Here is a 14519-nt window from a genome sequence, read left to right on the forward strand (position 1 = left end):
TCACCGGGCGACGCGGCGCGTCAGCCCTCGGCCTTGGCCTTCAGTCGCGCCAAGGTGACCTTGATGTGTTCGGCATTGGCCGTGTCGCGGTCGCTGACACCGGTGGCCAGGCCGGCAAACGGCTTGAACCAGCCGGGCCTGCGGTCCCAGGTCTGCTCGGTGACCGTGCACCCGCCGTCGGTCGCCGTGATGTCATACCGCCAGTGCGCGATCGGCAGGCCGGTGGACTTCACGTCGAAGGCGAAGGTCCGGCCCGGCTCGGCGGCGGTCACGGTGCACTTGGTGGTCCACTTCTTCGACCCGTTGCGGTTGTGGCCCTTGAACACTGCGCCCGGGGCCGCCGCATTACCGGTGACCCACTCCATGGCGTGCGTCTCCTCGGCCAGCGTCGCCATCGTCTGCAGGTCGGTGATCAGCGCGTATACCGCCTCGGGTGAGGCGGCGATGGTGACGTCGGCGCCCGCAGCGGCCGGTCCGGAGGTTTCCATGCGGTCGATGGTAAACCCGGCGGGTGGCGGGAATCACAGGCCGGCTGCCGCACGTTGTCCACCGTATGACCGATCGTCTTGTGCTCGAGCCAGGCCCGGAGCACCCCATCACCATCACACCCACCGGCCGGCGGGTCACAGTGCGGGTCGACGGCGCCGTCGTCGCCGATACCGACGATGCGCTGACCCTGCAGGAGTCGAGCTATCCGGCCGTCCAGTACCTACCGCTGGCGGATGTCGTTCCCGGCGTGCTGACCCGCAGCGACACCTCGACCTACTGCCCGTACAAGGGTGAGGCGGGGTACTACGACGTGGCCGGCGTGCCGGATGCCATCTGGACCTACGAGCAGCCTTACCCGGCGGTGGCCGCGATCGCGGGCCGGGTGGCGTTCTATCCGGACAAGGCCGATATCACCCTCGCCCCCTAACCTGGAGCGGTGCCGACGAGCAGTGTGGCCTTCACCGGTCCCGTCAGCCCGGGCCTGACGCTCTTCCCGTTGCGCCGCGGGCCCGGTGACCCCTGCTTCCGGGTGGTGGACGGCGTGATCTGGCGCGCCAGCCTGATGCCCACCGGTCCGGTGACGGCCCGGATCAGCAGCACCCGCAGTGTTGCCGAATGCGAGGCGTGGGGTGCCGGCGCGGACGAGTTCCTGGACGGGCTGCCCGCCTACCTGGGCGCCGATGACGACGCGTCGGGTTTCGCGCCGACGGAACCGACGATCGCCGAGGCGCACCGCAGGGTGCCGCATCTGAGGCTGGGCCGGACCGGGCGGGTGCTGGAGGCGCTGATCCCGGCGATCATCGAACAGCGGGTGTCGGGCAAGGATGCGTTCCGGGCCTGGCGGCTGTTGGTGACGAAATACGGTGCCCCGGCGCCGGGCCCGGCGCCGTCGGGGATGCGGGTGCCGCCGACGGCCGAGGTGTGGCGGCGCATTCCGTCCTGGGAGTTCCACCGCGCCAATGTCGATCCCGGCCGGGCCCGCACCATCGTGGGCTGCGCGCAGCGGGCCGACGCATTGGAGCGCTGTCGTGGCGAAGCGGGTTTGCGGTCGTTGCCCGGCGTCGGGGAGTGGACCGCCGCCGAGACGATGCAGCGCGCCTTCGGCGACGCCGACGCCGTGTCGGTGGGCGACTACCACCTGTCCAACATGGTGGGTATGACGTTGCTGGGGTACCGCATCGACGATGCGGCCATGCTCGAGCTGCTCGAGCCGATGCGGCCGCACCGCCAGCGGGCGGTGCGTCTACTCGAGGCCAGTGGCCTGGCGCGCAATCCGAGATTCGGTGCGCGCCAGGCCATTCCCGACTTGAAGGCGCTCTAGGTGGCCCGCTCCAGCGCGCTGTCGCGATCCGGCCGGTCCGCGAGCTGTTCGGCGACCCCGAACAGGAACGGATAGGCCACGCCGGCGATGGCCGCGCCCACCAGCGGCGCCAGCCAGAACGCCCACAGCTGGGCGGGTGCGCCGTCGCCGTTGAAGAACGCCACCGCCGTCGAACGGGCCGGGTTCACCGACGTGTTCGAGATCGGGATGGAGATCAGGTGGATGAGCGTCAGGGTGAGGCCGATGGAAAGGCCGGCGAAGCCTTTCGGGGCCCGGTCATCGGTGGAGCCGAGGATCACCAAAAGGAAGATCGCCGTCAGGACAACCTCGGTGACCAGCACGGCCACCAGCGAGAAGCCGCCCGGTGAGTGCGCCCCGTAACCGTTGGCCGCCATGTTGCCGGTTGCGCTCCAGCCCTGCTGGCCGCTGGCCACGAAGTAGATGACACCGCCGGCCACCAGGCCGCCGAGCACCTGGGCCACCCAATAGAAGGGCAGCGCCGACCATTCCACCCGCCGGGCCAAGGCCGCGCCGAGAGTGACCGCCGGATTGAAATGACCGCCGGAGATGGTGCCGAAGGCGTAGACACCGGTGAGCACTGTGAGGCCGAATGCCAGTGCAACGCCGAGGAATCCGATGCCGAGCGAGGTGCCGTCGCCGGCCACGAACTTGGCGGCGAAGACGGCGCTACCGCAGCCGCCGAGGACGAGCCAGAATGTTCCGATGAATTCGGCGGCCAGCCGATGGCGCATGGTGGGTCTTGACATGACGAGCTCCTTTGCTGGACATGACGTCTGTCGTGAGGGTCGCACAGCAGGCGCCCAGCAAGGGGGAATGTGTCCGAATCTTGGCTGTTTAGAGACGGTTTCTAGATCGCGCTGTCGCTCAGGCGGTTCAGCCGCTGCGCTCGATAGATCGACACCGGGGTGCGACTGATCAGAAGATAGGCGATGCCGACGGTGATCATCGCACCGGGTAGCACCGCGAACGAGTTGGTCATCTCGGCCACCATGATCATCACCGCCAGCGGTGCGTGCGCCACGCTGCCGAAGCATGCCATCATCGCGACCACCACGAATACGCCGGGGCCGTCCGGGATTCCGGGCAGTCCGGTCAGTTCCGCGAGTCGCCAGATCGCGGCGCCGACGAATGCGCCGATGACGATGCCGGGCCCGAAGATACCGCCCGAGCCGCCGGTGCCGATGGACAGCGAGGTGGCGAGGATCTTGGCCAGGGGCAGCACCAGCACGATCCACAGGGGGAAGGCGGACAGGGTCGCTTCGGCGGCGGCCAGTTGCACCCAGCCATACCCGCTGCCCAGGATCTGCGGGACCACCAGTGCCAGCAGACCCACTGCGAGGCCGCCCAGTGCGGGCTTGACGACGATGCCACCGGGTAGCCGTCCGGTCAGCGCCACGGTGCCGTAGAACACCCGGGCATAGGCGTATCCGATTGCCGCGGAGACGATTCCGATGAGGACGAACCAGCCCAGCTGCGCCGGGTCGAACACGTAGCCGGTGACGACGGTGCCGAACAGCGGCTGGAATCCGAGGATGCTGCCGTACACCGCATAGGCGGTACCCGAGGTGATGAATCCGGGGACCAGCGAGCGGTAGTCGAAATCCTCGCGGTAGACGATCGACGCGGCCAGCACCGCCCCACCCAGGGGCGCGCCGAAGATCGCACCGATACCCGAGCCGATGCCCAGCGACACCGCGACCCGTCCGTCGGCATCGGAGAGGTCCAGTCGCCGGGTCAGCAGCGAACCGAAGCCCGCGGAGATCTGGGCGGTGGGTCCCTCTCGCCCGGCCGAACCGCCGGAACCGATGGTGAGGGCGCTGGACACCATCTTCACCAGGACGGCGCGGGCCCGGATGGCGCGGGGATCGGTATGGACGGCCTCGATGGCGTTGTCCGTGCCGTGACCCTGCGCCTCGGGGGCGAACCGCGCGACGATGAGCGCGGACACCAGGGCGCCGCCGAAGGTGATCAGCGGGATGGCCCAGGCGCGCTCGAAATGCCCGGAGCCCGGTTGCCCGCCGTCACCGGACGCGGTGGGGACGTCGTATCCGCCGAGGTAGCCGAGCAGGAAGCGGCCCGAGTAGTCGAGCATGAGGTAGAAGAGCACCGCGCCGAGTCCGGCGATGACGCCGATCGCGATACCGAGGATGAGCCACTTGCGCAGGTAACCGGAGTTGCGCACGAACGCGGCGAGGGGGGCCAGCACAGTCGGATGTTAGTGCTGGAGCGGGGCGAGTGTCAGAGGTAAGCGGTGAGTCGCCCGACCAGGGCCAGACGGCCGTCGGCGTCGAACGCCTGCGCGTCGGCCACGCCACTGCTGCGCCCGCTGTGTAACGCGGTTGCGGTGTAGTGGGATCGCGCCCCGGAGATCAGCCGGCGCAGATAGTTCACCCGTAGCGAGGCGGTGTTCAGTGGCGCGTCGCCCCGGTCGGCGTTGAGGGCTGCGGCGCCCACCAGTTCCAGGCCCGCCGCGGCGACGCCGCCGTGTACCGCGCCCAGGGTGTTGTTCACGGCGGGGTGGGCATGCTGCACCAGCACCGGCTCGGCGCCGCCGCCCTCGGCCACCTCGACGGCCATCAGGGCGTCGAGCGCGCGGGGTGCGGGCTCGGAAGTGGTGACGGGCTCCCCGGCAGGCGCCGCCGGTGCGGAGACGGCGATGTAGAAGGTCCGGACGGTGCCCACCCCGATCTGGACCCCGCCGTGGCTGAGATCACAGGCGGACAGCGAGGTGGCGGTCGCGGTGCCCACCGACCGGCTCTCCACGAGCACCGGGACGGCCGGGTCGGAGGCGATCACGGCCAGTGCGTCCGGGGTGAACTCCATGGTCAGCTCGCTGGAGACCGTCCAATGGCCGTCGGGGCGGCGCAGGTGGTTGGCGAAGCCGGCGATGTGATCGACGAGGACGGCCAGCGGAGCGAGGCTCGGCGCGCCGGTGAACGGGTTGCACAGGCCCGATACCGGCATGGTGGCGGCACAGCGTTCGGCATCGGCAGACAGGTTGGTGATCCCGAACCGGCCTGGTGGGGTGTTCAGCGGATACTCCGCCGTCGTTGAATTCGACATCGTGATGAGCTTGACACGGCGGGCCGGCCGCGGCGCGCGCGGGAATTCGCTGTGCGACCGAAGTGTCGGATGTGGCCGGTGGGGTCGGTGAATCTGCGGGGTACGGCGGCGCCTAAGAATCTGACCAGGCTTTGAGCAAATATGCCATCTAGCATCGGTGCAGTTAATCGAGATATGACGATCTCCTAGCAAACATCGACGAGATATTGCCCCCGGTGCGGAATTGTGGCGCTGGTGCGGGCGTATTCATGAAAACTCAAGAACTGCAGGCACTTTCACTGCTCGTGCGAATAGCGCACGGTGGTCGCGGGACGCCCTGGTCTCCGGGTTAGTTAGGTTTGACTAAGTTGGCATGTCAGGCGGTGTTTGTCATATCGTTTTTCCCAACTCAAGGCGAGCGGGACTGGCCGTCGTTCAATGCTGCACGAAAGGCACCGCGATCGCCTGGCCGGAAAGCCGGCGGATGCCGCTGGTCACAGCAGGCAGCAACACACCCGGCTTCACGCAAGCTCGGGCAAGATCAAGATAGTGAAGGTCAGGTGGTATCCGGTGGGACCAGGGCCCAGTGGTCTGTACAACCCCGCATACGAGCACGACTCATGCGGTGTGGCCATGGTCGCCGATATGCACGGCCGCCGTAGCCGCGACATCGTCGACAAGGCCATCACGGCCCTGCTGAACCTGGAGCACCGCGGCGCCGCCGGCGCCGAACCGAACACCGGCGACGGTGCGGGCATCCTGCTGCAGGTTCCCGACGAGTTCCTACGTGCCGTGTGCGACTTCGACCTGCCCGAGGAGGGCAGCTACGTCACGGGCATCGCCTTCCTGCCGCAGTCGGCCCGCGACGCCAAGCTGGCCTGCGAGGCCGTCGAGAAGATCATCGAGGCCGAGGGCCTGACCTTGCTGGGCTGGCGGGATGTCCCGACCGACGATTCCTCGCTGGGCGCCTTGGCCCGCGACGCCATGCCGACGTTGCGCCAGGTGTTCATCGGCGGCGCCTCCGGGATGGACCTGGAGCGACGCGCCTTCGTGATCCGCAAGCGTGCCGAGCACGAATTGGGCACCAAGGGCCCCGGGCAGGACGGCCCCGGCCGTGAGACCGTCTACTTCCCAAGTCTTTCCGGGCAGACGCTGGTCTACAAGGGCATGCTCACCACGCCCCAGCTGCGGGCGTTCTACCTGGATCTGCAGGATGACCGGCTGACCAGCGCACTGGGCATCGTGCACTCGCGGTTCTCCACGAACACGTTCCCGTCGTGGCCGCTGGCGCATCCGTTCCGCCGCGTGGCGCACAACGGCGAGATCAACACCGTCACGGGTAACGAGAACTGGATGCGGGCGCGCGAAGCGCTGATCCACACCGACGTGTTCGGCTACCACAACGACCTGAACAAGATCTTCCCGGTCTGTACGCCCGGGGCCTCGGACACCGCGCGCTTCGACGAGGTCCTGGAACTGCTGCACCTGGGTGGACGCAGCATCGCGCACGCCGTGCTGATGATGATCCCCGAGGCGTGGGAGCGCAACGAGGACATGGACCCGGCCCGGCGGGCCTTCTACCGCTACCACGGTTCGCTGATGGAGCCGTGGGACGGCCCGGCCTCGGTGTGCTTCACCGACGGCACCGTCGTCGGCGCGGTGTTGGACCGCAACGGCCTGCGCCCGTCGCGCATCTGGGTGACCGACGACGGTCTTGTGGTGATGGCCTCGGAGGCCGGTGTGCTCGACCTCGACCCGGCCACCGTGGTGCAGAAGCTCCGTCTGCAGCCCGGCCGGATGTTCCTGGTGGACACCGCCCAGGGCCGCATCGTCTCCGATGAGGAGATCAAGGCCGAGCTGGCCGCCGAGCATCCCTACCAGGAATGGCTGGACGCCGGCCAGTTCCACGTCGACGATCTGCCGCCCGGCGATTACGTCAAGATGCCGCACCATCGGGTTGTCCTGCGGCAGCAGGCGTTTGGTTACACCTACGAAGAGCTCAACCTGCTGGTGGCGCCGATGGCGCGCACCGGCGCCGAGGCGCTGGGCTCGATGGGTACCGACACCCCGATCGCGGTGCTCTCGCAACGCCCCCGGATGCTCTACGACTACTTCCAGCAGTTGTTCGCGCAGGTCACCAACCCGCCGCTGGACGCCATCCGCGAAGAGGTGGTCACCAGCCTGGCGGGTGTCATCGGTCCCGAGGGCGACCTGCTGAACCCGGACGAGAACTCGTGCCGCCAGATCGTGCTGTCGCAGCCGATCCTGCGCAACGCCGATCTGTCCAAGCTCATCCACGTCGATCCCGACCACGAGATCCGCGGCCGCAAGCACGGCATGCGGGCCGCCGTGGTGAGCTGCCTGTACCCCGTCGCCGACGGTGGTCCCGGGCTGCGCCGTGCGCTGGAGGAAGTCCGCGCCAAGGTGAGCCAGGCCATCCGCAACGGCGCGCGCATCATCGTGCTCTCCGACCGCGAGTCCACCGAATGGCTGGCACCGATCCCGTCGCTGCTGTCCGTCGCCGCGGTGCACCACCACCTGGTCCGGGAACGCACCCGCACCCAGGTCGGCCTGGTGGTCGAGACCGGTGACGCCCGCGAGGTGCACCACATGGCCATGCTGGTCGGCTTCGGCGCGGCCGCGATCAACCCGTACATGGCCTTCGAGTCCATCGAGGACATGGTCGACCGCGGCATCATCACCGGGCTGACCAGTGATGCGGCCAAGGCCAACTTCGTCAAGGCCGCCGGTAAGGGTGTGCTCAAGGTGATGTCCAAGATGGGCATCTCCACGCTGGCCTCCTACACCGGAGCGCAGCTGTTCCAGGCGGTCGGCATCAGCCAGCGGGTGCTCGACGAGTATTTCACCGGATTGCACTGCCCGACGGGCGGTATCGATCTGGACGATATCGCCGCCGATGTGTCGACCCGGCACCAGCTGGCCTACCTGGACCGGCCCGACGAATGGGCCCACCGGGAGCTCGAGGTCGGTGGCGAGTACCAGTGGCGGCGTGAGGGTGAGTACCACCTGTTCAACCCCGACACGGTGTTCAAGCTGCAGCACTCGACCCGCACCGGGCAGTACTCGGTGTTCAAGGAGTACACCAAGCTGGTCGACGACCAGAGCGAGCGGATGGCCTCGCTTCGTGGCCTGTTCAAGTTCAAAGATGGTGTACGGCAGCCGGTTCCGCTCGATGAGGTGGAATCCGCCAGCGAGATCGTCAAGCGTTTCTCCACCGGCGCGATGAGCTACGGCTCGATCTCCGCCGAGGCGCACGAGACGCTGGCCATCGCGATGAACCGGCTCGGCGGCCGGTCCAACTCCGGCGAGGGCGGCGAGGCCGTCGGGCGATTCGAGCCGGACGCCAACGGTGACTGGCGCCGCAGCGCGATCAAGCAGGTCGCCTCGGGCCGCTTCGGTGTCACGAGCCACTACCTGACCAACTGCACCGATATCCAGATCAAGATGGCCCAGGGCGCGAAACCCGGTGAAGGCGGCCAACTTCCGGGACACAAGGTGTACCCCTGGGTGGCCGAGGTGCGGCATTCGACACCCGGCGTCGGGCTGATCTCGCCCCCGCCGCACCACGACATCTACTCGATCGAGGATCTGGCGCAGCTGATCCACGACCTGAAGAACGCCAATCCGGCGGCGCGGGTGCACGTCAAGCTGGTGTCCGAGAACGGGGTCGGGACGGTGGCCGCGGGTGTGTCGAAGGCCCATGCCGACGTGGTGCTGATCTCCGGCCACGACGGAGGCACCGGTGCGACACCGCTGACCTCGCAGAAGCATGCCGGCGCCCCGTGGGAGCTGGGCCTGGCCGAGACGCAGCAGACCCTGCTGCTCAACGGGTTGCGCGACCGCATCGTCGTGCAGGTCGACGGTCAGCTCAAGACCGGCCGCGATGTCGTGATCGCCGCGCTGCTGGGGGCCGAGGAGTTCGGCTTCGCCACGGCGCCGCTGGTGGTGTCGGGCTGCATCATGATGCGGGTCTGCCATCTCGACACCTGCCCGGTGGGCGTGGCCACGCAGAATCCGGTGCTGCGGCAGCGCTTCAACGGGAAGCCCGAGTTCGTGGAGAACTTCTTCCTGTTCATCGCCGAGGAAGTCCGGGAGCTCATGGCCCAGCTCGGCTTCCGCACCGTCAACGAGATGGTCGGCCAGGTCGGGACGCTGGACACCCAGCGGGCTGCCGAGCACTGGAAGGCGCACAAGCTCGACCTGTCGCCGGTGCTGCACGAGCCGGAGTCGGCGTTCATGAACCAGGACCTGTACTGCACGTCGGTCCAGGACCATGGGCTGGACAAGGCGCTGGATCAGCAGTTGATCGCGCAGAGTCGTGAGGCCATCGACAGTGGCACCGCGGTCAGCTTCACCACCAAGATCGCCAACGTGAACCGCACGGTCGGCACCATGCTGGGCCACGAGGTGACCAAAGTCTATGGCGCCGAAGGTCTTCCGGACGGAACCATCGATATCACGTTCGACGGATCGGCCGGTAACAGCTTCGGTGCGTTCGTGCCGCGCGGTATCACGCTGACGGTCCGCGGCGATGCCAACGACTATGTGGGCAAGGGCCTTTCGGGTGGGCGCATCGTGGTGCGTCCGTCCGCCAGCGCCCCGGCGAACTACGTCGCCGAGGAGAACATCATCGGCGGAAACGTGATCTTGTTCGGTGCCACCAGCGGGCAGGCGTTCCTGCGCGGAGTGGTCGGCGAGCGTTTCGCCGTCCGCAACTCCGGTGCGCACGCCGTCGTCGAAGGTGTGGGCGACCACGGATGTGAGTACATGACCGGTGGCAAGGTCGTCATCCTCGGTCAGACCGGGCGGAACTTCGCCGCCGGTATGTCAGGTGGCGCCGCGTATGTCTACGACCCCGACAAGGTCTTGCCGGGCAACGTGAATGGGGAGATGGTCGATCTTGACGCTCTGGACGATGCCGACCTCGAATGGTTGCACGGCATGATCACCGCGCATGTGGATGCCACGGATTCGGCCGTGGGCCACCGGATCCTGGCCGACTGGCCGGCGCATCAGTCGAAGTTCGTGAAGGTGATGCCACGCGATTACAAGCGCGTGCTGTCGGCGATCGCCGAGGCTGAGGCTTCGGGCAGCGACGTCGACGAGGCGATCATGGCGGCGGCTCGTGGCTGATCCGTTCGGTTTTCTCAAGCACACGGTCCGGGAGACCCCGGCTCGTCGTCCCGTGGACCTGCGTCTGCGGGACTGGAAAGAGGTCTACGAGGACTTCTCCAAGGACACCCTGCAGGTCCAGGCATCACGCTGTATGGACTGCGGTATCCCGTTCTGCCACAACGGTTGTCCGTTGGGGAACCTGATCCCCGAGTGGAACGATCTGGTGTTCCGGGGCCGTTGGCGTGACGGTATCGAGCGCCTGCACGCGACCAACAACTTCCCGGAGTTCACCGGCCGGTTGTGCCCGGCGCCCTGTGAGGCGTCCTGTGTGCTCGGCATCAACCAGGACCCGGTGACCATCAAGCAGGTCGAGGTCGAGATCATCGACAACGCCTGGGAGCAGGGCTGGGTCAAGCCGCTGCCGCCGGACGTGCTGACGGGCAAGAAGGTCGCCGTGGTCGGCTCCGGGCCGGCCGGGCTGGCTGCGGCCCAGCAGCTCACGCGTGCCGGTCACGAGGTGACGGTGTTCGAGCGTGCCGACCGCATCGGCGGTCTGCTGCGCTACGGCATCCCCGAGTTCAAGATGGAGAAGCGCCACATCGACCGCCGCCTGGAGCAGATGGCGGCCGAGGGCACCCAGTTCCGCACCGGCGTCAACGTCGGCGTCGACATCACCGTCGAGCAGCTGCAGGACGATTTCGACGCGGTGGTGCTGGCCGGCGGTGCGACCGCGTGGCGTGACCTGCCGATCCCGGGCCGCGAGCTGGACGGGATCCACCAGGCCATGGAGTATCTGCCGTGGGCCAACCGCCTGCAGCAGGGCGATGACGTGGCCGGCCCCGACGGCCAGCCGCCGATCACGGCCAAGGGTAAGAAGGTCGTCATCATCGGCGGTGGCGACACCGGCGCGGACTGCCTGGGCACCGCGCACCGCCAGGGCGCGGCCAGCGTGCACCAGTTCGAGATCATGCCGCGCCCGCCGGAGACGCGGGCGGATTCGACGCCGTGGCCGACCTACCCGCTGATGTTCCGGGTGGCCTCTGCGCATGAAGAGGGCGGCGAGCGGGTGTTCTCCGTCAACACCGAGCAGTTCGTCGGGACCGACGGCAAGGTGTCCTCGCTGGAGGTGCACGAGGTCAAGATGAATGCCGGCAAGTTCGAGAAGGTGGAGGGATCAGATTTCGATCTGGATGCCGATATCGTCTTCCTGGCCATGGGCTTCGTGGGGCCGGAGCGCGAGGGTCTGCTGACCGATCTGGGCGTGGAGTTCACCGACCGCGGCAACGTGGCACGCACCGATGACTTCCAGACGACCGTTCCCGGCGTGTTCGTGGCCGGTGACATGGGGCGTGGGCAGTCGCTGATCGTGTGGGCGATCGCCGAGGGCCGGGCCGCGGCCGCAGGTGTCGACCGGTTCCTGATGGGCGAGTCGGCCTTGCCTGTGCCGATCAAGCCCACCGCCGCGCCGCAGCGATGAGCGCTTGCGCGAAGAGCCGATAGGCGGCTGAGCGCTTGCGCGAAGAGCCGATAGAACAGCGGTAGATCGGGCGTTCACCGATTCGTCGCGAGATTGTTGCGGTTGCCCGCTGTCCTGGCAGAACGTGGCGATGGCAACAATTTCGCGGCGCGGGTTGGTCTCGGAGCGGTTGCGCAACGCAACTCCAGCAACTTCAGTCACAGGAAAAACATCCGATTTTATGTCGGCGCGCCTCGCTGTGTTTGCTCTGTGAGCGTTATCTAATGATCTGGTAGGGGTCGTGCGGTAAAGTGACCCCCCGGTGCAGCTATACGCCCGACCGCAGGAGTTTTCACCGTGTACAACTTCCCGGATTCACGGTCACGAATGAGCCGAATCGCCTGGTCATGGTTCCGCCACCCAGTGAAGAGCCGCGAGTTTCCAGCTAAGCACGAGCGCCTGATCACCGCCGCGGAAATGCTCCGCTTCGGCGTCTGATCCAGTTTCATGACTCGCCCGTCACTGACGGGCGCGCTACTTTGCCGGTTGTGATCGTTTCGTTACCGTCAGTTCGGTAGCGCCGAGTCGATGATCGCGGCCTCCTTACGTTCGGTGATCGGCCGGGCCAGTCCCTGTTCGTCACAGATTCGTTGGAGCTTGTCCAGCGTCTCCTCCAGGCCGGGGCCACGCCGTGTGCCGGGGGTGAAGGAGGCCGGCAGATGCCGCATGCCTTGAATGACGCCGATGGTGTCGTAGTGCACGGTGCCATCGGGATCGCATCGGAAGTCGGGTATGCGGTCGAGGACGGCGGTCAACATCGCCTTGAAAAGCATGCGGGCGACGTTGGACCCGACGCATCGATGTACACCGATACCGAAGCTGAAGTGGCGGTTGCCCTTTCGGTCGAACACGATATCGTCAGGACTATCGAAGACCGATGGATCGCGATTGGCCATGGCCCAGGAGATCCACAGCCGTTCGCCTTCTCGGAATTGAGTGCCCTCGACCACGACGTCTGATGAGAAGGTGCGTCCGTTGCCTGGTGCCGGCGTGAAAAACCGCAGGAATTCCTCGGTCGCGGGGTCCAGCAGGCGGTGTCGTTCCCGCGACAAGGTCGCCCGCTCGTCCGGGTGCTGGGAAAGCCATTCCAGCGCATGTGCGGTCAGCGCGGTGGTGGTGTCGAACCCGCCTCCGATGATCAATCCGAGATTGCCCAGTATCTCCACGTCGGGCGCGGGCTCACCATCGATCCGCGCTGCGATCAACGCGTTGACCAGGCCGGGGCGCGGGTGTTCGCGGATCTCGACCATATTGGCTAGCAGGTCCAAGCCCATCTGGCGGTGCATCTCCGCCACGCGGGCGGCGTCGGGAGAGTGCTCCGGGGTGTATACGGCGGCGTGTGTGGGCTCGCTGTAGATCTGCCACTTCTTCAGCGGGATGCCCATCATTGCCAGTGTGAAAACGGCGGGCACGATGTTGGCGAGATCGTCGACGAAATCGATGTGACCGGACTCGATGCTCTCGTCAAGGGCGGCGCGGACGATCTCATGGACGAAGGGCTGCCAGCGCCTGACCGCCGCCGGCGACAGATACGGATTGAGGACACTGCGGTAGATGCGGTGTTCCGGATCGTCCATCTCGAGGATGCCGCCGCGGGTGGCCCCGACGCGTTGCGCGGTGGGTATGGAAATCCCCTTGTAGCCCTTGCGTTCGTGGCGGATATCGTGGTCGTTGGACACCGCGGGGCAGCGCGCGAGTTCGAAAACGTGTTGGCTGCCCGCCGCGACCCAGTGGCCCCCATAGGTTTCCGTCCACGCGACGGGGCACCTGGCGTGCATCTGGTGGGTGATCTCGTCGAACCGATCCCGGTATTCGGGTGAATGCCTGTCGAAGTCGAAGCGGATCCCGGGTTCGGCCGGGGTAGCGGAACTGTCAACGTCCACCGTGGTCGCCTCCGTCGGGTGTGTGCGGCGCATCGGCCGCTGTGTCGGGGTCATCGGCGAGATGGATCGCGCGCTCCGGACATGACCGGGCTGCCTCCCGAACCAGTCGCTGTTGCTCGATGGACACCACCTCGCTGACGGGTGCTGCCCGGCCGTCGAGGTCATCCAGTTCGAACGCGGCCGGGGCGATCATGGCGCACAGGGTATGGCCTTGACACCGGTTTGAATCGACCGAAGCCCGCACGATCACTCCATTTCAACCCGACCTCGAATAGGGTCGAGTAAAACCAGACTCTAATTAATTAGAGTCTGTCAGGCAAGGGGTGATTCGCGACCGGCCCCGGTGCGGCGCGTACGGCTCAGGCGCTGTCCCGATAAGCCGCCGCGATCCCATTGACGATGCCGGCCAGTGTCCGGTCGAGGTGTTCGGCACTCTCGAAGGACTGCTCGCCCGCCACGAGCCGCATGAACAATCCGCTGACGAAGTTGAGCGTTGCAACGACCTGTTCGTGTACCACCGCGGGGCTCAGGTCGCGGCCAGGCTGTGAGCGCACGACGATATCGCGCTGGACCTGGGCGAACAACGTCATGTTCTCCCGGAACGCGCCGGCCAGGGCGGGATCCCGGGTGGCTTGCAGCAACAGCTCGAAGCGCGCTTTGGTGCGGCTCAGGCGTGGCTCTTGCGCCGATTGTGCGATCAACACCGCCAACGGGGATGCGCTCGATCGGGTGTCGTCGGCGGGTTCGTCGGGCCGCGGGTCCAGTACCGCCGACAGGTCTGCCAGGTCCAGCTCGCACACCCGTTGGGTGGTGGCCAGCAGAAGCGCTGCGCGGGTGCGGAAGTAGAACGACGTGCTGCCGGCGGGAAGGCCGGCGCGCTGATCGACCTTGGGGTGGCTCAGCCCTTTGGCGCCTTCGTCGGCGAGTACCTGGATCGCCGTATCGCACAGCATCTTGCGACGCTGCTCGCCGTCGGCCCTACGTTGATTCACGACGTTCGAATCTACCGGGCGCGATTCCGCTGCCCAGGCGGCTCCCGCAATCCATTGAATCCTCCATCTCTAATAGTTTAGAGTCAATCGAAGAGGTTACTGACCCGAATGCTGCGAGG

At 66.9% G+C, this 14519-nt stretch carries 11 protein-coding genes; 4 read left to right on the forward strand and 7 right to left on the reverse strand.

What is annotated here, in order from left to right; all coding sequences use genetic code 11:
- Positions 1-20: 20 nt before the first annotated feature.
- Complete coding sequence (locus H7J86_RS15480) at positions 21-488, reverse strand: SRPBCC family protein (protein ID WP_267291946.1); 468 nt, start codon at positions 486-488, stop codon at positions 21-23.
- A gap of 65 nt (positions 489-553) precedes the next feature.
- Here H7J86_RS15480 and H7J86_RS15485 point away from each other — a divergent pair, with 65 nt between their 5' ends.
- A complete protein-coding gene (locus H7J86_RS15485) occupies positions 554-916 on the forward strand; it encodes a DUF427 domain-containing protein (RefSeq protein WP_090362096.1) in 363 nt (120 codons plus the stop codon).
- Between the two features lie 9 nt (positions 917-925).
- The gene (locus H7J86_RS15490; RefSeq protein WP_090362093.1) at positions 926-1810 is read left to right on the forward strand and encodes a DNA-3-methyladenine glycosylase family protein; all 885 of its coding nucleotides are present in this window, start codon (positions 926-928) and stop codon (positions 1808-1810) included.
- Here H7J86_RS15490 and aqpZ read toward each other — a convergent pair.
- The 3 genes from aqpZ to H7J86_RS15505 all read right to left on the reverse strand — a co-directional run bounded on the left by aqpZ (position 1807) and on the right by H7J86_RS15505 (position 4894).
- Entirely contained in the window at positions 1807-2577 is a 771-nt protein-coding gene (aqpZ, locus tag H7J86_RS15495; protein ID WP_090362091.1) for an aquaporin Z, read from the reverse strand. The genes H7J86_RS15490 and aqpZ overlap by 4 nt on opposite strands.
- A gap of 101 nt (positions 2578-2678) precedes the next feature.
- On the reverse strand, positions 2679-4037 hold the full coding sequence (locus H7J86_RS15500) for a chloride channel protein (protein WP_187097346.1): 1359 nt from the start codon (positions 4035-4037) through the stop codon (positions 2679-2681).
- 32 nt (positions 4038-4069) lie between these two features.
- Positions 4070-4894 carry a PaaI family thioesterase gene (locus H7J86_RS15505; protein ID WP_090362086.1) on the reverse strand — a complete coding sequence of 275 codons (825 nt, stop codon included), beginning with the start codon at positions 4892-4894 and terminating at the stop codon, positions 4070-4072.
- A 549-nt stretch (positions 4895-5443) separates the two neighbouring features.
- Here H7J86_RS15505 and gltB point away from each other — a divergent pair.
- A complete protein-coding gene (gene gltB / locus H7J86_RS15510) occupies positions 5444-10027 on the forward strand; it encodes a glutamate synthase large subunit (RefSeq protein ID WP_090362083.1) in 4584 nt (1527 codons plus the stop codon).
- Positions 10020-11486: a glutamate synthase subunit beta gene (locus H7J86_RS15515; protein WP_267291948.1), complete on the forward strand. Its 1467-nt coding sequence runs from the start codon at positions 10020-10022 to the stop codon at positions 11484-11486. Before gltB ends, H7J86_RS15515 begins: the two co-directional genes overlap by 8 nt.
- A 545-nt stretch (positions 11487-12031) precedes the next feature.
- On the opposite strand, the gene H7J86_RS15520 is transcribed toward H7J86_RS15515, so the two are convergent.
- From H7J86_RS15520 to H7J86_RS15530, 3 genes are all read right to left on the reverse strand, one after another.
- Entirely contained in the window at positions 12032-13441 is a 1410-nt protein-coding gene (locus H7J86_RS15520; protein WP_372517274.1) for a cytochrome P450, read from the reverse strand.
- A complete protein-coding gene (locus H7J86_RS15525) occupies positions 13398-13658 on the reverse strand; it encodes a ferredoxin (RefSeq protein WP_372517275.1) in 261 nt (86 codons plus the stop codon). The genes H7J86_RS15520 and H7J86_RS15525 overlap by 44 nt, the downstream gene beginning before the upstream one ends.
- 109 nt (positions 13659-13767) lie before the next feature.
- Entirely contained in the window at positions 13768-14400 is a 633-nt protein-coding gene (locus H7J86_RS15530) for a TetR/AcrR family transcriptional regulator (RefSeq protein WP_090362071.1), read from the reverse strand.
- Positions 14401-14519: the final 119 nt, after the last annotated feature.

The organism is Mycobacterium hackensackense (genome assembly GCF_025822555.1).
GTDB lineage: Bacteria > Actinomycetota > Actinomycetes > Mycobacteriales > Mycobacteriaceae > Mycobacterium > Mycobacterium fluoranthenivorans.

Excerpts from the sequence above, each read along its gene's own strand:
- aqpZ (WP_090362091.1), bottom strand. The coding sequence starts at position 2,577 with ATGTCAAGACCCACCATGCGCCATCGGCTGGCCGCCGAATTCATCGGA.
- H7J86_RS15505 (WP_090362086.1), bottom strand. The coding sequence starts at position 4,894 with ATGTCGAATTCAACGACGGCGGAGTATCCGCTGAACACCCCACCAGGC.
- H7J86_RS15480 (WP_267291946.1), bottom strand. The coding sequence starts at position 488 with ATGGAAACCTCCGGACCGGCCGCTGCGGGCGCCGACGTCACCATCGCC.
- H7J86_RS15520 (WP_372517274.1), bottom strand. The coding sequence starts at position 13,441 with ATGCGCCGCACACACCCGACGGAGGCGACCACGGTGGACGTTGACAGT.
- H7J86_RS15485 (WP_090362096.1), top strand. The coding sequence starts at position 554 with ATGACCGATCGTCTTGTGCTCGAGCCAGGCCCGGAGCACCCCATCACC.